Raw genomic sequence first — 20294 nt, 5'->3', positions numbered from 1 at the left:
CCTATGTGCCGAAGACCACGCTGCCGCAACGAGATCCGGACCGGGTCAGGGCCGGCCTCGGCCGCGATCGGATGTGTCGAAGACCACTCCGGCGCCGTTTGCTGCGGGTGTGCTGAAGCGCACATCGGGCAAAACAGGCCGGACGGTCGGATCATGTTCTGTGCTCGTCACAACGCTGTCGGAAATATCTCACCGGCCCGCGCAATGGTTAGCCGCACCACGAATGGTTTGTCCCGCTCCGGCGAGGGGAAATCTGCTTCGATGCAGGTGAAAGCGGGTGTTCGGGCGCAACGACGCGTTCGCTCATCCACCGGGAAGCCCCCTGACAACCCCTCCGACCTGCACGGAACGGGATCGATCAGTGCCCGGATGCTGCTTTACACTGGACGACGCGCACACGTGGAGGACCTGAATGAAGAAGCCCAGCTAGACCTGGTTATTAGTCGAACCTAAGTTGGTTGGGCTCGGGACCTGACTTATCGTTTGCTCTTACGCCGAACACAGAATGTTCGGTGCCCGAACGCCCGCACAGGCACCCTGATCCGGTGCCGAGCGTAGCGGGCACAACCCCGCGCGGCGGTAAGGAACACGTAAGCGTTCCGTTACCACCGAGCACCCCTACTGCATAACAGGAGCGGGTGGACAACTAGAGACGTGACTGCACCCAGCGGCGAGCGCCGCGAATCGGACACAGGGAACCATCAGCGCGGCTGGCTTCCCGAAGGTACCGGCGCAGTCTTGACGGAGGCGTTCGACAGGCCGTCTTCGACGGCCGCCCGAATCGAGGGCCGACTTTCTTGAAGGCAGAGGCATGACGCAACTTCCTGGCCACAGGTCACCTGGACCCATCGGTCTCTACGACCCGGCGAACGAGCACGACGCGTGTGGCGTCGCCTTCGTCGTGGACATGCACGGCCGCCGCAGCCGTGACATCGTCGACAAGGCCATCACCGCCTTGTTGAACCTGGAGCACCGTGGTGCCGCGGGCGCCGAGCCCAACAGTGGTGACGGCGCCGGCATCCTGATCCAGGTGCCGGACCGGTTCTTCCGTGCCGTGGTCGACTTCGAGCTGCCGCCGGAGGGCTCCTACGCCACCGGTATCGCCTTCCTGCCGCAGGCCCGCCGCGAAGCCGCCGTCGCCGCGTACGGCGTGGACAAGATCGTCAAGGAAGAGGGCCTCGCGGTCCTCGGCTGGCGTGAGGTGCCGATCGACGAGTCCTCGCTCGGCGCGCTGTCGCGCGACGCCATGCCGACCTTCCGGCAGATCTTCATCGGTTCCCCCGCCGACGGCGAGCAGCTGTCCGGGATGGACCTGGAGCGTCGTGCCTACGTCATCCGTAAGCGGGTCGAGCGCGAGCTCGGCAAGTCCGGCGCCGGTGAGGGCGCGGTCGGCCGCGAGTCGGTGTACTTCCCGAGCCTGTCCGGGCAGACCTTCGTCTACAAGGGCATGTTCACCACCCCGCAGCTGCGGGCGTTCTACCTCGATCTGCAGGACGACCGGGTGGAGTCGGCGCTCGGCATCGTGCACTCGCGCTTCTCCACCAACACCTTCCCGTCCTGGCCGCTGGCGCATCCGTTCCGCCGGGTCGCGCACAACGGTGAGATCAACACCGTCAGCGGTAACGAGAACTGGATGCGCGCGCGTGAGGCGCTGCTGCGCTCGGACGTCTTCGGTACCGATTCCGCGGGCAAGAACCGGCTGGAGAAGATCTTCCCGGTCTGCACCCCCGGCGCCAGCGACACCGCCCGCTTCGACGAGGTGCTCGAGCTGCTGCACCTGGGCGGTCGCAGCCTGCCGCACGCGGTCCTGATGATGATTCCCGAGGCCTGGGAACGCAACGAGACCATGGACCCGAAGCGGCGCGCGTTCTACGAGTACCACTCGATGCTGATGGAGCCGTGGGACGGCCCGGCTTCGGTGTGCTTCTCCGATGGCACCGTCATCGGTGCGGTGCTCGACCGCAACGGTCTGCGCCCCAGCCGCATCTGGGTCACCGACGACGGCCTGGTCGTCATGGCCTCCGAGGTCGGCGTGCTCGACATCGACCCGGCCAAGGTGATCAAGAAGGTCCGCCTGCAGCCCGGCCGCATGTTCCTGGTCGACACCGCCCAGGGCCGCATCGTCGGCGACGACGAGCTCAAGGATCAGCTCGCCTCCGAGCACCCGTACCAGGAGTGGCTGGACGCGGGTGTGAGCCGGCTGGCCGATCTGCCCGACCGCCCGCACGTGCACATGCCGCACGACCGGGTGCTGATCCGGCAGCAGATCTTCGGCTACACCACCGAGGAACTGAACCTGCTGATCGCGCCGATGGCCAAGACCGGCGGTGAGGCGCTCGGTTCGATGGGCACCGACACCCCGATCGCGGTGCTGTCGAGCCGTTCGCGGCTGCTGTTCGACTACTTCTCCCAGCTGTTCGCGCAGGTGACCAACCCGCCGCTGGACGCAATCCGGGAAGAGGTCGTCACCAGCCTCAAGCGCAATATCGGTCCCGAGGCCGACCTGCTGCATCCGGGTCCGGATTCCTGTAAGCAGATCGCCATCGAGCAGCCGATCCTGGACAACGACGAGCTGGCCAAGCTCGTGCACATCAACGACGACGGCTCGCACCCCGAGCTGCGTTCGGTGGTCGTGCGCGGCCTGTACCCGGTCGCCGAGGGCGGTGAGGGTCTGCGCAAGGCGCTGGCCGCCATCAACACCCAGGTCTCGGCCGCGATCGACGGCGGCGCGCGCATCATCGTGCTGTCGGACCGCGAGTCCAACGAGAAGCTGGCGCCGATCCCGTCGCTGCTGCTCACCTCCTCGGTGCATCACCACCTGGTCCGCGAGCGCACCCGCACCATGGTCGGGCTGGTCGTCGAGGCCGGTGACGCCCGCGAGGTGCATCACATGGCGATGCTCGTCGGCTTCGGCGCGGCCGCCATCAACCCGTACATGGCCTTCGAGTCCATCGAGGACATGCTCGAGCGCAACGCGCTGGACATGCCAGGAAGCACCGGCGATCACGCCGCCGATTTCCGCAAGGCCGTGGCCAACTACAACAAGGCCGCGAGCAAGGGTGTGCTGAAGGTGATGTCCAAGATGGGCATCTCCACCCTGGCCTCCTACAACGGCGCCCAGCTGTTCCAGGTCATCGGCCTGGATCAGGGTCTGGTCGACGAGTACTTCACCGGTCTGCGCTCGCACCTGGGCGGTATCGGCCTCGACGACATCGCCGCCGAGGTCGCCGCACGGCACCGGATCGCGTTCCTGGAGAACCGCACCGAGCGCGCGCACCGCGAGCTCGAGGTCGGCGGTGAATACCAGTGGCGGCGCGAGGGTGAGTACCACCTGTTCAACCCGGACACCGTGTTCAAGTTGCAGCACTCCACCCGCACCGGGCAGTACTCGATCTTCAAGGAGTACACCAAGCTGGTCGACGACCAGTCCGAGCGGCTGGCCTCGCTGCGCGGCCTGTTCAAGTTCAAGTCCGGTGAGCGCGCGCCGATCTCGATCGACGAGGTCGAGCCCGCCAGCGAGATCGTCAAGCGGTTCTCCACCGGCGCGATGAGCTACGGCTCCATCTCCGCCGAATCGCATGAGACCCTCGCCATCGCGATGAACCGGCTCGGTGGCCGCTCCAACTCCGGTGAGGGCGGCGAGCATCCGGCGCGGTTCGAGGTCGAGGAGAACGGCGACTGGCGCCGCAGCGCGATCAAGCAGGTCGCCTCGGGCCGGTTCGGTGTCACCGCGCACTACCTGACCAACTGCACCGACATCCAGATCAAGATGGCCCAGGGCGCCAAGCCCGGTGAGGGCGGCCAGCTGCCCGCGCACAAGGTGTACCCGTGGGTCGCCGAGGTGCGCCACTCCACGCCGGGTGTCGGCCTGATCTCGCCGCCGCCGCACCACGACATCTACTCGATCGAGGATCTGGCGCAGCTGATCCACGACCTGAAGAACGCGAACCCGCAGGCGCGGATTCACGTGAAACTGGTCGCCGAGCCGGGTGTCGGCACCGTCGCCGCCGGTGTGTCCAAGGCGCACGCCGACGTGGTGCTGATCTCCGGCCACGACGGTGGCACCGGTGCCTCGCCGCTCACCTCGCTCAAGCACGCGGGCGGTCCCTGGGAGCTCGGCCTGGCCGAGACCCAGCAGACGCTGCTGCTCAACGGTCTGCGCGACCGCATCGTGGTGCAGGTCGACGGCCAGATGAAGACCGGCCGCGACGTAATGATCGCCGCGCTGCTCGGCGCCGAGGAGTACGGCTTCGCCACCGCTCCGCTGGTGGTCTCCGGCTGCATCATGATGCGGGTCTGCCACCTCGACACCTGCCCGGTCGGTGTCGCCACGCAGAACCCGATCCTGCGTCAGCGCTTCACCGGTAAGCCGGAGTTCGTCGAGAACTTCTTCATGTTCATCGCCGAAGAGGTGCGCGAACTGCTGGCCCAGCTCGGCTTCCGCACGCTGGACGAGGCCATCGGCCGGGTCGACCTGCTCGACACCAGCAAGGCCAAGCAGCACTGGAAGGCCGCCAAGCTGGATCTGTCGCCGATCCTCGACGACGTCGAGACCGCGTTCATGTACCAGGACCGCCGCTGCACCAAGACCCAGGACCACGGGCTGGACAAGGCGCTGGACAACGAGCTGATCGCGCAGTCGGCCGATGCGCTCGAGCGCGGCAAGCCGGTCAAGTTCGAAACCAAGATCACCAACGTGAACCGGACGGTCGGCACCATGCTCGGCCACGAAGTGACCAAGCTCTACGGTGGCGCCGGCCTGCCCGACGACACCATCGACATCACCTTCACCGGGTCGGCAGGCAACAGCTTCGGCGCGTTCGTCCCGGCCGGTATCACCCTGCGGGTGCAGGGCGATGCCAACGACTACGTCGGCAAGGGTCTGTCCGGCGGCCACATCGTGGTCCGCCCGGCGCCCACCGCGCCGCCGGAGTTCGTGGCCGAGGAGAACATCATCGCCGGCAACGTGATCCTGTTCGGCGCCACCAGCGGCCTCGCGTTCATCAACGGCATCGTCGGTGAGCGGTTCGCGGTGCGTAACTCGGGTGCCACCGCGGTGGTCGAGGGCGTCGGCGATCACGGTTGTGAGTACATGACCGGTGGCAAGGTCGTCATCCTCGGTGAGACCGGCCGCAACTTCGGCGCGGGCATGTCGGGTGGTGTGGCGTTCGTCTACAACCCGAACGGCACCTTCGAAGCGAAGGTGAACCCGGACCAGGCCGATGCGATCGAGCCGCTGTCCGGCGACGACTTCACCTGGCTGCGCGACATCATCACGCAGCACCGCGACCAGACCGGTTCGGCTGTGGCCGAACGCATTCTGAGTGACTGGTCGCAGCAGGTGAACCACTTTGTGAAGGTTATGCCACGCGAATACAAGAAGGTGCTGCTCGCTATCTCCGAGGCTGAGAAGAGCGGCAAGGACGTGGACGAGGCAATTATGGAGGCTGCTCGTGGGTGACGCGCAGGGATTTTTGAAGCACACCTCGCGTGAGCTGCCCAAGCGGCGTCCGGTGCCGCTGCGCCTGATGGACTGGAAAGAGGTCTACGAGGAGAACTTCTCCCACGAGACCCTCCAGCGTCAGGCCAGCCGGTGCATGGACTGCGGTATTCCGTTCTGTCACAACGGTTGTCCGCTGGGCAACCTGATCCCGGAATGGAACGACCTGGTCTACAAGGACCGCTGGCGCGACGGCATCGACCGGCTGCACGCGACCAACAACTTCCCGGAGTTCACCGGGCGGCTGTGCCCGGCGCCGTGCGAGGCGTCGTGCGTGCTCGGGATCAACCAGGACCCGGTGACCATCAAGCAGGTCGAGGTCGAGATCATCGAGAACGCCTTCGACGAGGGCTGGGTCACCCCGGTGTACCCGACCCGCCTCACCGGCAAGAAGGTCGCCGTCGTCGGTTCCGGCCCGGCCGGTCTGGCCGCCGCACAGCAGCTGACCCGCGCCGGTCACACCGTGACCGTGTTCGAGCGGGCCGACCGCATCGGTGGTCTGCTGCGCTACGGCATCCCGGAATTCAAGATGGAGAAGCGCTTCATCGACCGCCGCCTGGCGCAGATGGAAGCCGAGGGCACCATCTTCAAGACCGGTGTGAACGTCGGCGTCGACATCACCGCCGATGAACTGCGCGAGCAGTTCGACGCGATCGTGCTGGCCGGCGGCGCCACCCAGGCCCGCGACCTGCCGATCCCCGGACGTGAGCTCGACGGCATCCACCAGGCGATGGAGTTCCTGCCCTGGGCCAACCGGGTGCAGCACGGCGATCCGGTCACCGACGCCGAAGGCCTGCCGCCGATCCACGCACGCGGCAAGAAGGTCGTCATCATCGGCGGTGGCGACACCGGCGCCGACTGCCTCGGCACCTCGCACCGTCAGGGCGCCGAAAGCGTGCACCAGTTCGAGATCATGCCGCGTCCGCCGGAGGAGCGCGCCAGCTCCACCCCGTGGCCGACCTACCCGCTCATGTACCGGGTGTCCTCGGCGCACGAGGAGGGCGGCGAGCGGGTGTTCTCGGTGAACACCGAACGCTTCGTCGGCAAGAACGGCAAGGTCACCGGCCTCGAGGCGCATGAGGTCAAGATGGTCAACGGCCGCTTCGAGAAGGTCGAAGGCACCGACTTCACCCTCGAAGCCGACCTGGTGCTGCTGGCCATGGGCTTCGTCGGCCCCGAGAAGCCGGGCCTGCTCACCGACCTCGGCGTCGGCTACGACCAGCGCGGCAACGTCCAGCGCGACAAGAACTGGGCCACCAACATCCCCGGCGTCTACGTCGCCGGCGACATGGGCCGCGGCCAGTCGCTGATCGTGTGGGCCATCGCCGAAGGCCGTGCCGCCGCCTCGTCGGTGGACAAGTTCCTGGAGGGTGAGACCGCCCTCCCGGCGCCCATCACCCCGACGATGGTCGCCCAGCGCTGAGCTGATCAACCCGAAAGGCGTTGCACCGGGGCTATTCCGGTGCAACGCCTTTTGTCGTATCTGTACATCGTTGCCAGCACGATGTGCTCGCCCGCACACTGTTCGCCATGTCCATGTCGATCCAGATCTACGACGTTCCGGAGCCGGTCTACGACGCGATCGCCGCGCGTGCGGCCGCCCGCGGCCAGTCGATGCAGGACTACTTGCGAGCATTGCTAGAGCGCGAATTCCGCGCTCGCCGAAACGACGATGCATGGGAGACGACGACCGGCCACCGCGGCCTTGGCGTCGATGCGCACGAGATAACCGCGCAGATCCGTGCCGGGCGCGACAGCGCCGAGTAGCCCTCCTTGGAAGCGCAAAGGGTGCGCAGGCGATTTCCGCCTGCGCACCCCTTATGGTGCTACCTGCTCAGATCAGGGCTGGCCGGTGGCGAAGGCGATCAGCGCGTCCAGGAACGGCTGGCCACCCATCACGTATCCGCCGATCACCGCACCCGCCGGGATGGTGATGATCCACAGGAACGGGACGAAGCAACCGATCAGAGCGCCGATGGCGATGCCGGGCAGGTTCTTGTTGACCTGCTCCATGAGCCGGTCGTAGGAGCTGATGTCCTTCAGCTCCGCGACGTCCTTCAGCTTCGCGCTGTCCTCGGGCGTCATCGTGGCGGCCAGCGTCACGCTGCGGCCGTCCGCGCTGATCTCCTCGTCCACCGTGATCGGCAACCCGGCGACCTCCGAACGCAGCGCCACCTGATCAACGGTCGCGCCGGAGTCCGACTTCAGCACCACGGCAGAACCATCCGAGGTCAGCTCGAACTTGCCGCTGTCGACCGACCAGGTGATGGTCTTGTCAGCAGGAGAAACGGTGGTGTTGTAGTTGATTCCGCTCACAACACCGGAAGTCGCGTCCCCCGAAGTCACCACGGCCGGATCATTCGCCACAGCGGGCTGACCATTGGCGGTAGCCGCGGTAATCCCCACCGCGGTGACAGCCATGAAAACGGCAGCAGTGATCTTTCCGAACTTCATTCTTAGAATTCCCTCCGCTTTGTCCGATCCCCGTGAACGGACACACGGTGACCCTATCGTGTGCAATTCATTGCGCTGCAATGGGGTTGGCTATTGCACCGATATGGCATTTGCTGATCCTATTCCGGCGCTTGCGGATTCGGTCGGGGAAGTTCGAAACTCGAGGTGTTCCCGCGTTTTCGGTGGATCGCTGCGGGTGTGCTGAAACCTAACGGGCTCGATGGATCGAGGGGTAGCGCAGCGTGGTTGCGCATCCGCTTTGGGAGCGGAGGCCGCAGGTTCATATCCTTCTCCGCCTGCGTAGCGAGAGGCACGAGATGCTCCGAACCCGAGGCAACGAGCGGTCTCGGATCGGGCGGCCATCGACGGGCGTGCCCGCTGCGCGCCGCGGACCCCGATACGGCACAGTATTGGTGTGCAGTTGATTCTCGTTCGCCATGCCCAGCCCGTTCGGATCGAGCAGGTCGAGGGGGCGGCGGATCCGGGGCTGGCCGGGGTGGGGGTGGAGCAGGCGGAGCGGGTGCCCGCGGCGCTGGGGCATCATCGGATCGCGCGGGTGGTGAGCAGTCCGCAGCGGCGGGCGCGGGAGACGGCGGGGCCGACGGCGGCGAAGCTGGGGCTCGAGGTCGAGGTGCTGGACGGGCTGGCCGAATACGACCGGGACCTGCCCGCCTATATCCCGATCGAGGACGCCAAGGTGGAGTTCCGCGCCGAATACGACCGGATCAAGGCGGGGCATCTGCCGTCGGTGATCGACGAGCCGGCGTTCAGGTCGCGGGTGCTCGACACCATCACCGATATCGCGGTGCGCGCCGACCACACCGACACCGTGGTCGCGTTCGCGCACGGCGGGGTGATCAATATCCTGCTCCAGGACATTCTCGGCCTGGCCCGGCCGCTGACCTTCCCGATCGACTACTGCTCGATCACCCGGGTGCTGTTCTCCCGCACCGGCCGGCGCACGGCCGCGACCATCAACGAGAACGGCCATGTCTGGGAGCTGTTGCCGCGCAATGTAAGCGCGTGAACGAGCCACGCGTCCGGTCGCTCATCAGGCAGGGGAGTCAGCCGCCCACCTCTGAGCGACAACTCGCGCGGTTGTCGCTCAGAGGTGGGCAGAGCACCTACCGCCCGTCGGAGCCGGCCGACTGATCGTCCCGATTCCCAGCCGACTGCCAGCTCCGTCCCACCGCGGTCCCAGCGACGGCGACTTTCCTGGAGTTCGTGCACCGCGGACGCGGTACATGTTCCGGGAGAAAGGGATCGACGTTGCACTCCACGAAACTGTCTTCTGCTCGGCGGATCGGCCTCCGGGTCGCGGTGGCGGGCGCGCTCGCCGCGGTACCGGTGGCGGCGGTCGCGGCCACCGCATCGGCCGAGGCGCCGAGCGCGGCCACCACCCAGGTCGTCGAGGCCGCTGCCCCGGTCGCGGCGAGCGCCGATGAGGTGAGCCGTCCCGGGCCGCACCCCGGGGAGCACCGCGACGGCGAGCGGCGCCTGTATCTGGACGATCACCGCCCCGATGGGCCGGGCCCCGCCGGACCCGGCCCGCGCATCCTCCATCGGGTACTGCCCGGCGCTACCGGCTCCTTCGGCAGCAGCTGACGGGCGCGGGCCGGGCGTCAGTTCGCCGGCAGCGCGCGGCGGGCCACGCATGGTCCGGAAACGACTGCGGCCACCGTGCTCGGCAGATGCCGGGCAGGTGGCCGCAGTGCGGAGCCGCTGATCACGCCATGCGCGCGAACCAGTTGTGCATCCAGGTGATGGCGGTCTGGCCGCCGCCGACCTGGTAGCTGCCGTACTTGGTGTGGGCGTGCGAACCGTAGAACTCCTCCAGCTCCTTGATCCGCTGCTGGTTGGCGGATTCGGTGAGCTGGGACTGCAGGGTCGGGATGCCGCCGTGCGCCATCAGGTCGTTGATGATCGCGCCGGCTTCCAGCTGGTAGCGCCACATGTTGGCGGGGTTGGCGTCGGAGCTCTGCGCGAGGAATCCGGCGAATCGGGTGACGAAATCGTCCGAGGCGGTCGCGCAGTACAGGTCGTCGACGGCGCAGATGGTGCGCACCCGGTCGTGGATCCAGCCGAAGCCGCCGACGCGCGGGCCACCGCCACCGGCGCCACCCGCGTGCGGGCCCACCTGGATGTCGTTGGGTGAGCGCCGCGGATCCGAGATCAGGCCGACACCGGCGATGCGGCTCGGCGGAACGACACCGACTCCGGTGCCGATCTCCGCGGCGAGATCGCCTGCGGCGTCGGCGCCCTGGCTGTAGCCGACCAGGCCGATCTTGGTCGCACCGCACCGCTGCGCCATCGCGCCGACGAGGCCGCGTGCCTTGTCGGTGGCTTCGCGCTTGGACCGGCCGTAGACGTCGCCCTCCCACGGGAACGCGGTGGCGGCGTAGGTGACGTAGTCGACCTTCGTCTCCGGTCCGAGCCCGTTCGTCACGCCGGACAGCATGCCGGGCTGTGGCTTCTTGTCATGGCCGGTTTCCCAGGTTCCGGGGATCGCCACCACGTACAGACTCGGGCATCCGGGCGCGGCCGTTGCCACCGCGTTACCTCCGACAACCAACCCGGATGCGATCGCCACGCACGCGCCCAATGCTGCGGCAACCTTCTTGAACTGCATACTGCTCCAGTCAACCCATCGCCCCAGGTGGGGCGTTCCCGTACACGCTGTCGCTACGATGCTGAACTCGCCGGATGGCGCACCGGTGCACACGAAGTGAACACCGTTCCACCCGCCGAGTGCGCATACCCGGATAACATCCGGGCCCCGACGCACACACCGCGAATAACAATAGGGCTACAGCCGAATCGCCGCCAACCGAATGCGATCGGATGTCCGGTTTCCTCTACCGACGCGGCCGCGGATCCGCGAGCCGAGCGAGCGATGTGCCGGTCTAGTAGTTCTGCGGCGGATACTGCCCGCCGGGGGGTGGTGGATATTGCCCACCGTGTGGCGGGTACGGATCGCCGGGCGGGTACTGCTGCGGCGGGTACGGCGGTTGCCGGGGCCCGTCGTTCGCGCGGATCGCCAGCCAGACGATCAGGCCGACGATGCCGGCGACCACCAGCAGGCAGAGGGCGCTCGCGAGGAGAATGACCATCGGCGAACGCTCAGTGATTCTGCGGCGGGTACTGGCCGCCCTGGGGCGGGTAGGGGTTCTGGCCCTGCTGGGGGTACTGGCCGCCCTGCGGCGGGTACGGGTTGTTCGGGTCCTGCGGGAACTGGCCCTGCGGCGGGATCTGGCCCTGTTGCGGCTGGGCGTTCTTCTTGCGCTTCATGAGCAGCACGACGGCCACGATGATGGCGAGAATGGCGACGACGCAGATGAGCCCGATGATCCATCCGCCCTTGCTGCTCTTCTTGCCTTTCTTGCTCCGCGCAGCCTCCAGATCGATGGCCGAGGCCCATACGTCCTGGCTCGCCCAGGTCGAATGATCGAGCGTGGTGGCGCTGGTCAGCAGGTCGAGGTAGTACAACGAAGAATCCCCTATCCGAAAGTGTCGGCGGCCTCCTCCTGGCCCGCCGGATCCTCCACACTATTGCCCGCGACCCGCTCGCGCGAAACATCCGGCGAACCGGCCGCATTCAGCGCGGTTTCACCAGCGGGAACGGTAGCGTCTCGCGGATGCTGCGGCCGGTGATCAGCATGACGACGCGGTCGACGCCCATGCCGAGGCCGCCGGTGGGCGGCATGGCGTGTTCGAGGGCTTGCAGGAAGTCCTCGTCCAGTTCCATGGCCTCCGGGTCGCCGCCCGCCGCGAGCATCGACTGCTCGGTGAGCCTGCGTCGTTGTTCGACCGGGTCGGTGAGTTCGCTGTAGGCGGTGCCCAATTCGACACCCCAGGCCACCAGGTCCCAGCGTTCGGCGACGCCCGCGATGCGGCGGTGGCCGCGGGTGAGCGGGGAGACGGAGGTGGGGAAGTCGATGTAGAAGGTGGGTTCCTGAGTGCGGTCTTCGACCAGGTGCTCATACATTTCCAGCACGATCTGGCCGGCGTCCCAGGAGTGCTGGTAGGGGATCGTGTTGGCGTCGCACAACTCTCGCAGCCGGGTGACGTCGGTGCGCGGGGTGATCTCGGTGCCGATGGCCTGCGAGATGGCTCCGTGCACGGTTTTGACCGGCCATTCGCCGGAGATGTCCACCGCCTCGAAGGTGCCGTCGCCCTTGGGGCGCATGGCGACCATCGCGCCGTTGGCAGCCAGGGCGGCGTTCTGGATCAGCTGACGGCACAGGTGCATCATCCGCTCGTAATCGCTGTGCGCCTCGTACGCCTCCAGGATGGTGAACTCCGGGTTGTGACTGAAGTCCACGCCCTCGTTGCGGAAGGTGCGGCCGATTTCGAACACCTTCTCCACCCCGCCGACGCACAGCCGCTTGAGGTACAGCTCGGGGGCGATGCGCAGGTAGAGATCCAGATCGTAGGCGTCGATGTGGGTGCGGAACGGGGTCGCGTTGGCGCCGCCGTGCACCTGTTGCAGGATCGGCGTCTCGACCTCGATGTAGCCCCAGTCGGTGAGCGAATCCCGCAGCGACCGCACCACCGCGCTGCGTTTGGCCAGCACGTCGCGGGTCTCGGGGTTGATCATCATGTCGACGTAGCGTTGCCGGACCCGGGCCTCCGGATCGGCCAGGCCCTTCCACTTGTCCGGCAGCGGGTGCAGGCATTTGCCCAGCATCCGCCAGTCCGCGACCAGCAGCGACAGCTCACCGCGCCGACTGCGCCCGATCCGCCCGCTGACCTCGATCAGATCACCGAGGTCGAAGAACTCGCTGAATTCCGCACACCGCTTGGCGCCGAGGCGTTCCCGGTCGAGTACCAGCTGGATGTCGTCGGACCAGTCGCGCACCACCGCGAACACCACGCCGCCGTAGTCGCGGATGCGTAGCAGTCGGCCGCATACGCGCACGGTGGTCCCGCGCGGTGACCGGCGCGCCGCCGCGACGGTGTGCGTCGGCGGATAGGCCACCGGGTAGGCGTCGATGCCGGTGGCGGCCAGTCGATCCAGCTTGTTCATCCGCACCCGCACCTGTTCGGGCCTGCGCGCGAGCTGGAGTTCGGCCTCGGATTCGGGCGGTTCGGGCGGGCTGCCGTCGGCGTGCAGGCCGGTGATGGCCGGCGGGACGGCGCTGTGGCGTCCGGTGTGGGTGGCGGGGTCGGGTTCGGCGCCGAACCGCGGCAGGAAGCCTTCGGCCAGACCGCTGGCCATCGCCACCCGCGGCAGCTGCCTGCGTTCCTCGAACAGGAAGAACCGGGGCACCCAGATCGGCTGATACTTCACGTTCGACCGGTACAGCGCCTCGAGCTGCCACCACCGGGAGAAGAACAGCAGCACCCCACGCCAGGCGCGCAGGATCGGCCCGGCGCCGATGCGTCCGCCCTCCTCGAACACCGAACGGAACACCGCGAAGTTCAGCGAGATCTTGGTGATGCCGTACTGGTCGGAGGTGAGCGCGAGCTGGGAGATCATCAACTCCATCACGCCGTTGGGGCCGAGCGGGTCGCGGCGCATCAACTCCAGCGACACCCCGGTGCGGCCCCACGGCACCAGCGACAGCATGGCCAGTACCCGGTCGTCGGAGTCGACGGCCTCCACCAGCAGGCAGTCCCCGTCGAGCGGGTCGCCGAGGCGGCCGAGCGCCATCGAGAAGCCGCGTTCGTTCTCGGTGTCGCGCCAGGCCTCGGCCCGTGCCACGATCTGGGCGAATTCGTCGGCGGGGATCTCACTGTGGCGCCGGATCCGCACCCCCATGCCTTGGCGGCGCAACCGGTTGACGGCCTGGCGCACCGGTTTCATCTCGGCGCCCGCCAGCGAGAAGTTCCTGGTGTCGAGGACGGCCTCGTCGCCGAGGCGCAGCACGGATAGCCCGGCCCTGCGGTAGGCGGTCGCTCCGAGTTCGCTCGCGCCCATCACCGCGGGCGCCCAGCCGAACTGGTCGGCCAGCCGCAGCCAGGCATCGATCGCCTGCGGCCACGCCTCCTTGATGCCGATCGGGTCGCCACTGGCCAGGCAGACGCCGAGCTCGACCCGGTAGGTGATGGCGGCTTTGCCGCTGGGCGCGAACACCACGGCCTTGTCGCGGCGGGTGGCGAAATAGCCGAGCGAATCCTCCACGTCGGAGCGGGCCAGCAGTCCGCGCAGCGCGGACTCGTCGAGCCCGGTCATGGCGTTGTCGGCGCGCTGGGAGCGCAGCAGCACCATGAAGGCAGTGAGCAGCGCGACCGCGCCGAACAGGCCGAGCAGGAAGTTCACGAAATGATGCGGCGAACCGTCGAACTGCTCGTTCTCCACCAGGATCGCGCCGGTCACCCGGTACACCGCCCACAGCGGACGCTGCGCCCCCGCGGGCAGCGAGCCGGGGAACATCTCCACCAGGCCCCAGCCGAGCAGGCAGCCGAGCGCCGCCCCGCCGACCAGGGCGAGCAGTGCTTTCCGGCCGGCCCCGCGACGGACCCGGGTGTAGAACTCGGGCCAGGCGGCGATGAGCACGCCGATCACCGCCACATGCACCACCGCCGCGATCAGCGCGTGCACATCGCGGTCGGTGACGAAGGCGACGACATTGTCGAGTACCCACGTCACCAGGTAGATGACCAGCAACCACCAGGCGATGCGTTTGCGCCCGGCCGTCGCCGCCGCGAGCAGGCCGACCACCAGCGCCCACACCAGGCTGGTGTCGGGGGCGTCGAAGTAGTAGTCGTCGATGTAGTGGCGGGGCGCGTGGGTCAGATAACGCAGCGCGGGCGAGAGGCTCCACAGCAGACAGGCCACCGCGAACACACCGAGCACCAGCCCGGTGTAATGCGGAACCTCGGCCAACCGGCCGCGCCCACGATGCGGTACCGGGGCAGCGGGTCTGCTCGCGGATAGCTCGGTGGTCGTGCGTAGGTCGTCTGGCGCGGAAGTCACCGATCCAGTGTGACCGTTGGGGTGGATTTGCCGGTCGTTTGTCACGGCGTGTTCGCGACCCCTTTGCGACGTCACAGAAATGGCCGAACAGTGCCGGATGCTGGGCCGCTGCACCGCCGACCGGCCCGGGGGAGTAAGTATTTAGCTCATGTCGGAACCAGTCGATGTGCCGATCGATGACGAAGCCATTCGGCTCGGCCAGTTTCTCAAATTGGCCAATCTGATCGATTCCGGTTCGGAAGCCAAGACGGTGATCGCCGCGGGTCTGGTCCGGGTGAACGACGAGGTCGAACTACGACGCGGACGGCAATTGCACGTCGGCGACGTGGTCGCCCTCGCCGGTCACCTGGTACGAGTCGCGGAGTAATTCGCGCCGCTCAGTCCTCGGCGCGCACCACGATGCCGTCGTGGTCGCTGTAGAGCATCTCGCCGGGGACGAAGGTGACCCCGCCGAACTCGACCGGCACGTCCTTGTCGCCGGAGCCGGTCTGGGTGCTCTTGCGCGGGTTGGTGCCCAGCGCCTTGATGCCGATGTCGAGGGTGCGCAGGATCGCCGAATCGCGCACCGCGCCGTTGACGATGACGCCGGCCCAGCCGTTGTCCACGCCGCGCCCGGCGATGATGTCGCCGACCAGGGCGGTGTGCACGCTGGCGCCGCCGTCGACGACGAGCACCTTGCCCTCGCCCGGTTCGCTCAGCGTCTGCTTGACCAGCAGATTGTCCTGGAAGCAGCGGATGGTGGTGATCCGGCCGGAGAACGCCGCCCGGCCGCCGAACTGGATGAACTGGGTATCACAGCTGCGAATCTCGGGGCCGATTTCGTCGGCCAGGTCCGCGGTTGCCACAACATCTGTCGGTTCGGTCATGGCCCTCAGCTTAAAGGTGGCCGAGTTTCACCCTGAACGGACCGCTCGGTCTGGGAGCCGGTTCGTTCCCGGGGGCACGGCAGTTATCGATGTCCGTAGCGCAGCTCGTACATCTCGCGATCGTGCTCGGAGATCTTGCCGTGATCGACCAGGCCCGGATCGAGCCCGTGCTGCACCAACCGGTACCGGCGCCACACATAGCTCAGCGCGACCGTGAAGATGATCAGCGGCACGATCATCATCACGATCAGCCCGAGCTTGAGCGGCATCGGCCCGGGAAACAGCAGCACCAGCGCGAAGAACGGGATGATCGGCCCGATGAACCGCACGAGATAGCGTTCCATGGCCCCGTGCCCGACCAGGTCGTGGACCACCCACTCGTGCAGGTCCGCGGGGAGTTCGCGGCCCAGGTCATAGGCGATGCGCTGCCTGAAGGTGGGTTTCTTCATATCTAGAGGCTATGCCTGTGAGGTAGCCCACGCCAGGGTGGAAAGCGGGTTTGTGCAGGCATTTCGCCGTTGTGCAGGCGCTGTCCGCAGGTGCGGAATGCACCGGCGTCGAGTGGCTTTCTCCGGTTTCCGTGGCCCGAGGCGGACGGCCGGCCGCGGCGGCTGCGCGACCGGCCGATTCCGCTCATTCGGTGCCGTTGGCGGCACCGCGGGTGCGGTGGAATTCCTCGATCTGCTTGGTGAGGTTTTCGGTGCTGTGCTTCACCGCGATCTTGACGAATGGTTCGATGGTCTTGCCGAGCGCCTTCCCGGCCAGGCCGCCGCCGACCCGGTAATCGACGATGGCGTCGACGGTGCATTTCTCGGCGCCCTTGGCGTGGAACAGGAAGGTCGACTCGACGTCGAATCCCTTGATCGACTTCACCCCGATGGCGAAGTTCTCTTCCCAGCGCACGATTTCGATCCTGGAATTCAGCGAGACCGGACCGAGCTTGATATGGCCGTCGAAGGTCGCACCGAGACCTTCGGTCTGCGAACCCACCGGCGTGAACTCTTCGACCTCGCGCAGGAAGCGCGGCAGGTTGCGGTAGTCGTTCACGTAGGCGAATGCGGTCTCGGCCGAGGCGTCGCAGTCGGCGACGATCTTCACTTCGGTCATGGCGCAACTGTAACCGGGGGTTCGTGCCGTTCCGTCATGCCGTGACCGCCAGCGTCGCCGCCAGTCCGAACGCCGACGCCATCACCACCACCTCGATGGTGGCCCGGCGCAGCGAGGCTTCGGCGGGCATCCGGTGGCCGGCGGCGCGGCCGACCCAGTCGCGGCGCCACCACCAGCCGAGAGCGAGCAGCACGGCCAGGATCAGCGTCTTGGCCAGCAGCACCCGTCCGTAGCCGGTCTGCACCAGCGGTGCGACACCGCCGATGCGCACCAGCCCGTTCACCAGACCCGTCACCGCGACCAGCGCCACCAGCGGCAGCGCCACCGCGGAGTAGCGCGGCAGTGCCAGCGCCCATTCGCCGCGGGAACGGACCACCAGCGCCAGCCCGATCAACAGGCCGAGCCAGGCGCCCGCGGCCAGTGCGTGCACGGCGGCCAGCACCGAGCCGAACGGCTGCTGCGACATATGCCCGGTGATCGGCCGCAACGTCAACGCCACCGCGGCGAAGACCAGCACCAGATCCGGTGACGCGGTCTCCGGGCGCCGGAACGCCAGCGCCGAATAGCAGGCGATGGCGCCGGTCCCGAGCAGGATGGCGATACCGACCTGGCCGCCGCTGAGCTCGGTGAGGAAGGTGGCGAAGCGACCGGCGTCCAACGCGCCGACCCGCACCCCGACGACGTCGGCGGCCTCGAACACCAGCACCACGAACTCGCTGCCGCACCAGATCCCGGCGATCACCGCCAGCAGCCGCCACGACGGCCGCAACCGTTCGTGCACCCGCGGCAGCGCCGCCAATCCGAGCACGGTGGCGCCGGCCAGATCGGCGAGCACCCGGACCGCGCTCTCGGCCGTCACCTCGGTCAGCGCCCAGGCCAGCAGCACACCGATCAGCCCGGACGGGACGACGAGCAGCAGCGCCGGCCGCCGGTCACGGCCGCCGGTCGCCCGATCGGTCACCGGCCGCTCTTACCGCTGCCCTTGCCGAACAGGCCCGTCCCGAACAACGCGAAGGCCAGCCCGCCGCCGAACAGCACGACCGCGCCGACGATGAACACCCAGATCGGGATGCCGCCGGAATCGCCGTCGCCGGCGTCCGCGGAACCCAGTGCGGGGCCGGGGGTTCCGTTGCCGGGCGTGGTGAGGGTGAAGGTGAGCTCGCCTTCCACCGGGTGCCCGTCGGCGGAGGTGACCCGGTAGCCGACCCGGTAGGTGCCCGCCGGGCCGAGCTCGCCGACGGCGACGCTCACCGTCTTGCCATCGACCACCGGGTCGCCCTTGGACCACAGGTGATCGTCGGGGCCGACCACGGTCAGCGAGGGGAAGTTGGGTTGCAGGTTCTCGTTGAAGGTGATGGTGACCCGCTCGGGGCCCGCATCGAGGGAGGCGCCGTCCTCGGGGGAGGTGGCGACCACCGCCGAATGCGCCGACGCCGGTCCGGCGACGGTGGCGCCGACGCCGAGGCACAGCGCGCCGGCGAGCACGGTGAGCAGCAGTGCGCGCAGCTTCCTGCCGGTCATGACTGCCGTCCCCGGATGACCGAGCCGACACCGAGACCGAGACCGATCAACCCGGCGGCCAGTCCGAGACCGCCGAGCCAGCGGGCGGTGGTGTCGGTGGCCGAGTCATCGGATGCGGGTGCCGCGCTCTGGGTTTCGCTCTCGACGCCGTGCGTGCCGTGACCGTCGCCGGTGGCGGCGGCCAGCGTCAGCGTGGGCGCGGGGTTGCCGGCATGGCCCTGATCGGCGGGCTCATTCCAGTCGACGACCTTGCCGTCGCTGTAGGTCTGCTTGGCCGGGAAACTCACCGAATCCTGCTGCGGCAGTGGGCCCAGCGCCACCGCGAACCGCTGGAACTGGCCGGGGCCGATGCCGGGGTTGCCCGGGTCGGCGGTCCAGGTGACCGCGGTGACCTCGGACTTGTCGTTGCGATCCACCTTGGCCGTCCAGCCGGGGATCGGCTCGGTCATGGCGATCGACAGATTCGGCACGGTGACGGTGACGGCGGTGGTCGCGGCGGTGTCGGATTCGGTCGGGACCCGGAAGGTGGCCACCGCCATCGACCCCTGCTGCGCGCCGGGAGCGTCCACGGTGACGTGGGCGTTCGCGACGCCTGCCGTCAACGCGAGCAGTCCGCCGCCGAGCGCCACTGTGCACACGGCACGCGAAATGAACGTTTTCATGAATGAAGTGCTTTCTCTCCGAGATGAATTGATGCGTCAGGCCGGGCGCGCCAGCGGCGGAGCGCGCGGGCCCGCGGCACCGATCGGAGAGCGGCCGAGCAGCCGGGCGATCGATACACCGGCTTTCGGCGGCCGGTGCGAAACAGGTGTGGCGGGCGTGGCCACGGTGATGCGCAGGGCGGCCGAGACCGCACGGTAGAGCCGCTCCGCGAGCGGGATCAGCGCGGCGCAGACAATGCTTGAGGTGAAGTGCGCCAGCACCATCGGCGCCGACGGCAGAAAACCGCCGAGCAGCTCGCCGACCATGGGAGCCGAGCCGGCGGCGGCGTGCTCATGGCCGTAGAGACCGGTGAGCGCGAGATGTCCGGCCACCTGCCCGGCGAGCAGCAACGCCAGCACCGGCCTGCGACCCATCGGCCGCGCACCGGCGGCCAGCCCGGTGACCGATGCCGCGATCAGCACCAGCGCCAGTTCCGCCGACGAGGGATACCCGCCACCGGCGAGCCCGTGCGCGGCGACCGCGAGCGCACCGGCCGACGCGCCGACCAGGAAGCCGCGCGGGCTACCGGTGGTCGGGCGTCGGTCCATCGAAGCGGTGGTTCAGCGCACGCCGAGGCGGGCCAGGACGTCGGATTCGATGCCGGTCAGCTCGTCGGCGATGGAGGCGTGCACGGCACGGCGGCGCTGGGCCGGCATCTGATCGGCGGTGCGCACGGCGGCGGTCAGCGCTTCCAGGCGGTTGCGGGTGGCGGCGACGAACTTGTCGCCCTCGCCGTTGTCGCCCGCGCCGACCTTGTCGAGTGCGGCCTCGGTATTGGCGATCCTGGCGTGCAGCCGGGCGCCGTGGCCGGTGTATTCACCGAGCTGTTCGACGCCGATACCGAGCTGGTGGGCCTTGCGGTTGTCGAGCTGCGCGCGCACCAGGGTGGCGCCACGGTAGGCCAGCGGGGCGAGCACCGGCACCAGGATCCTGGCCACCCCGATGTACTTCTTCACCTGGCCGACGCTGAACGGATCGCGCTCGGCCTTGGCCGCCGCCTTCAGCGCGGCCTTCTCCTCCGCTTGCAGCGCGGCGATCTGAGCCTTGGCGACCTTCTTCTGGGTGCGCGTTTCGGCGCGCCGCTGTTTGCGATCGTTCTTGGCGGCGAGCTTGGCTTCCAGGGCCGCCTTGTGCTTGAGGGCTTTCGCCTCGGCCCGGCGGCTCGGGCGCCGCTTGCGCTTCGTGAACAACCCCATCGATGGCCCTCCGTCATGCTGGTTCGCCC

Annotated in this window: 19 protein-coding genes and 1 tRNA gene; 7 read left to right on the top strand and 13 right to left on the bottom strand. The window is 68.1% G+C overall.

Going from position 1 to position 20294, the window contains the following annotated elements:
- The first annotated feature begins 811 nt into the window (after positions 1-811).
- From gltB to FEK34_RS12060, 3 genes are all read left to right on the top strand, one after another.
- A complete protein-coding gene (gene gltB / locus FEK34_RS12070) occupies positions 812-5461 on the top strand; it encodes a glutamate synthase large subunit (protein ID WP_138447914.1) in 4650 nt (1549 codons plus the stop codon).
- Positions 5454-6923, top strand: a complete 1470-nt coding sequence (locus FEK34_RS12065; protein ID WP_138447913.1) for a glutamate synthase subunit beta — start codon at positions 5454-5456, stop codon at positions 6921-6923. Before gltB ends, FEK34_RS12065 begins: the two co-directional genes overlap by 8 nt.
- Before the next feature lie 107 nt (positions 6924-7030).
- Positions 7031-7267: a FitA-like ribbon-helix-helix domain-containing protein gene (locus FEK34_RS12060; RefSeq protein WP_249359024.1), complete on the top strand. Its 237-nt coding sequence runs from the start codon at positions 7031-7033 to the stop codon at positions 7265-7267.
- A gap of 72 nt (positions 7268-7339) precedes the next feature.
- On the opposite strand, the gene FEK34_RS12055 is transcribed toward FEK34_RS12060, so the two are convergent.
- Complete coding sequence (locus FEK34_RS12055; protein WP_249359020.1) at positions 7340-8035, bottom strand: hypothetical protein; 696 nt, start codon at positions 8033-8035, stop codon at positions 7340-7342.
- A gap of 148 nt (positions 8036-8183) precedes the next feature.
- Between FEK34_RS12055 and FEK34_RS29965 the strand changes: the two genes are divergently transcribed.
- From FEK34_RS29965 to FEK34_RS12045, 3 genes are all read left to right on the top strand, one after another.
- A tRNA-Pro gene (locus FEK34_RS29965) sits at positions 8184-8253 on the top strand.
- Between the two features lie 116 nt (positions 8254-8369).
- On the top strand, positions 8370-8981 hold the full coding sequence (locus FEK34_RS12050; protein ID WP_138447911.1) for a histidine phosphatase family protein: 612 nt from the start codon (positions 8370-8372) through the stop codon (positions 8979-8981).
- A 242-nt stretch (positions 8982-9223) separates the two neighbouring features.
- Positions 9224-9559, top strand: a complete 336-nt coding sequence (locus FEK34_RS12045) for a hypothetical protein (RefSeq protein ID WP_138447910.1) — start codon at positions 9224-9226, stop codon at positions 9557-9559.
- Between the two features lie 121 nt (positions 9560-9680).
- On the opposite strand, the gene FEK34_RS12040 is transcribed toward FEK34_RS12045, so the two are convergent.
- The 4 genes from FEK34_RS12040 to lysX form a co-directional block, all read right to left on the bottom strand.
- Positions 9681-10583, bottom strand: coding sequence for a cutinase family protein (locus tag FEK34_RS12040; protein ID WP_171048163.1), 903 nt, complete (start codon positions 10581-10583; stop codon positions 9681-9683).
- Between the two features lie 274 nt (positions 10584-10857).
- Positions 10858-11064 (bottom strand): hypothetical protein, encoded by a 207-nt coding sequence (locus FEK34_RS12035; RefSeq protein ID WP_138447909.1) that lies wholly within the window; start codon positions 11062-11064, stop codon positions 10858-10860.
- Positions 11065-11074: 10 nt separating this feature from the next.
- On the bottom strand, positions 11075-11440 hold the full coding sequence (locus tag FEK34_RS12030; RefSeq protein ID WP_138447908.1) for a hypothetical protein: 366 nt from the start codon (positions 11438-11440) through the stop codon (positions 11075-11077).
- 109 nt (positions 11441-11549) lie between these two features.
- Complete coding sequence (gene lysX, locus FEK34_RS12025) at positions 11550-14873, bottom strand: bifunctional lysylphosphatidylglycerol synthetase/lysine--tRNA ligase LysX (RefSeq protein WP_212748744.1); 3324 nt, start codon at positions 14871-14873, stop codon at positions 11550-11552.
- A 148-nt stretch (positions 14874-15021) separates the two neighbouring features.
- Here lysX and FEK34_RS12020 point away from each other — a divergent pair, with 148 nt between their 5' ends.
- Complete coding sequence (locus FEK34_RS12020; RefSeq protein ID WP_138447907.1) at positions 15022-15240, top strand: RNA-binding S4 domain-containing protein; 219 nt, start codon at positions 15022-15024, stop codon at positions 15238-15240.
- A gap of 10 nt (positions 15241-15250) precedes the next feature.
- Here the strand turns inward: FEK34_RS12020 and rraA are convergent, their stop codons facing one another.
- The 8 genes from rraA to FEK34_RS11980 form a co-directional block, all read right to left on the bottom strand.
- Positions 15251-15739, bottom strand: a complete 489-nt coding sequence (gene rraA, locus FEK34_RS12015) for a ribonuclease E activity regulator RraA (protein WP_138447906.1) — start codon at positions 15737-15739, stop codon at positions 15251-15253.
- Positions 15740-15822: 83 nt separating this feature from the next.
- Entirely contained in the window at positions 15823-16188 is a 366-nt protein-coding gene (locus tag FEK34_RS12010) for a DUF5313 family protein (protein ID WP_138447905.1), read from the bottom strand.
- A 184-nt stretch (positions 16189-16372) separates the two neighbouring features.
- Positions 16373-16846: an SRPBCC family protein gene (locus FEK34_RS12005; RefSeq protein ID WP_138447904.1), complete on the bottom strand. Its 474-nt coding sequence runs from the start codon at positions 16844-16846 to the stop codon at positions 16373-16375.
- A gap of 34 nt (positions 16847-16880) precedes the next feature.
- Positions 16881-17807 (bottom strand): copper resistance D family protein, encoded by a 927-nt coding sequence (locus tag FEK34_RS12000; RefSeq protein ID WP_138447903.1) that lies wholly within the window; start codon positions 17805-17807, stop codon positions 16881-16883.
- Positions 17804-18367, bottom strand: a complete 564-nt coding sequence (locus tag FEK34_RS11995; RefSeq protein WP_138447902.1) for a copper resistance CopC family protein — start codon at positions 18365-18367, stop codon at positions 17804-17806. The genes FEK34_RS12000 and FEK34_RS11995 overlap by 4 nt, the downstream gene beginning before the upstream one ends.
- Positions 18364-19029, bottom strand: a complete 666-nt coding sequence (locus tag FEK34_RS11990) for a YcnI family copper-binding membrane protein (protein ID WP_138447901.1) — start codon at positions 19027-19029, stop codon at positions 18364-18366. The genes FEK34_RS11995 and FEK34_RS11990 overlap by 4 nt, the downstream gene beginning before the upstream one ends.
- A 36-nt stretch (positions 19030-19065) precedes the next feature.
- Positions 19066-19617, bottom strand: coding sequence for a hypothetical protein (locus tag FEK34_RS11985; protein WP_138447900.1), 552 nt, complete (start codon positions 19615-19617; stop codon positions 19066-19068).
- Positions 19618-19629: 12 nt separating this feature from the next.
- Entirely contained in the window at positions 19630-20265 is a 636-nt protein-coding gene (locus tag FEK34_RS11980; protein ID WP_138447899.1) for a DUF6474 family protein, read from the bottom strand.
- Positions 20266-20294 lie beyond the last annotated feature (29 nt).

The organism is Nocardia cyriacigeorgica (assembly GCF_005863245.1).
GTDB lineage: Bacteria > Actinomycetota > Actinomycetes > Mycobacteriales > Mycobacteriaceae > Nocardia > Nocardia cyriacigeorgica_C.
This window is presented reverse-complemented; position numbering and strand designations above follow the sequence as displayed.

Coding starts and splice junctions, on each gene's coding strand:
- FEK34_RS12040 (WP_171048163.1), bottom strand. CDS start 10,583: ATGCAGTTCAAGAAGGTTGCCGCAGCATTGGGCGCGTGCGTGGCGATC.
- FEK34_RS11980 (WP_138447899.1), bottom strand. CDS start 20,265: ATGGGGTTGTTCACGAAGCGCAAGCGGCGCCCGAGCCGCCGGGCCGAG.
- FEK34_RS12010 (WP_138447905.1), bottom strand. CDS start 16,188: ATGAAGAAACCCACCTTCAGGCAGCGCATCGCCTATGACCTGGGCCGC.
- FEK34_RS12005 (WP_138447904.1), bottom strand. CDS start 16,846: ATGACCGAAGTGAAGATCGTCGCCGACTGCGACGCCTCGGCCGAGACC.
- FEK34_RS11985 (WP_138447900.1), bottom strand. CDS start 19,617: ATGGACCGACGCCCGACCACCGGTAGCCCGCGCGGCTTCCTGGTCGGC.
- rraA (WP_138447906.1), bottom strand. CDS start 15,739: ATGACCGAACCGACAGATGTTGTGGCAACCGCGGACCTGGCCGACGAA.
- FEK34_RS12035 (WP_138447909.1), bottom strand. CDS start 11,064: ATGGTCATTCTCCTCGCGAGCGCCCTCTGCCTGCTGGTGGTCGCCGGC.
- gltB (WP_138447914.1), top strand. CDS start 812: ATGACGCAACTTCCTGGCCACAGGTCACCTGGACCCATCGGTCTCTAC.
- FEK34_RS11995 (WP_138447902.1), bottom strand. CDS start 18,367: ATGACCGGCAGGAAGCTGCGCGCACTGCTGCTCACCGTGCTCGCCGGC.
- FEK34_RS12020 (WP_138447907.1), top strand. CDS start 15,022: ATGTCGGAACCAGTCGATGTGCCGATCGATGACGAAGCCATTCGGCTC.
- FEK34_RS11990 (WP_138447901.1), bottom strand. CDS start 19,029: ATGAAAACGTTCATTTCGCGTGCCGTGTGCACAGTGGCGCTCGGCGGC.
- FEK34_RS12060 (WP_249359024.1), top strand. CDS start 7,031: ATGTCCATGTCGATCCAGATCTACGACGTTCCGGAGCCGGTCTACGAC.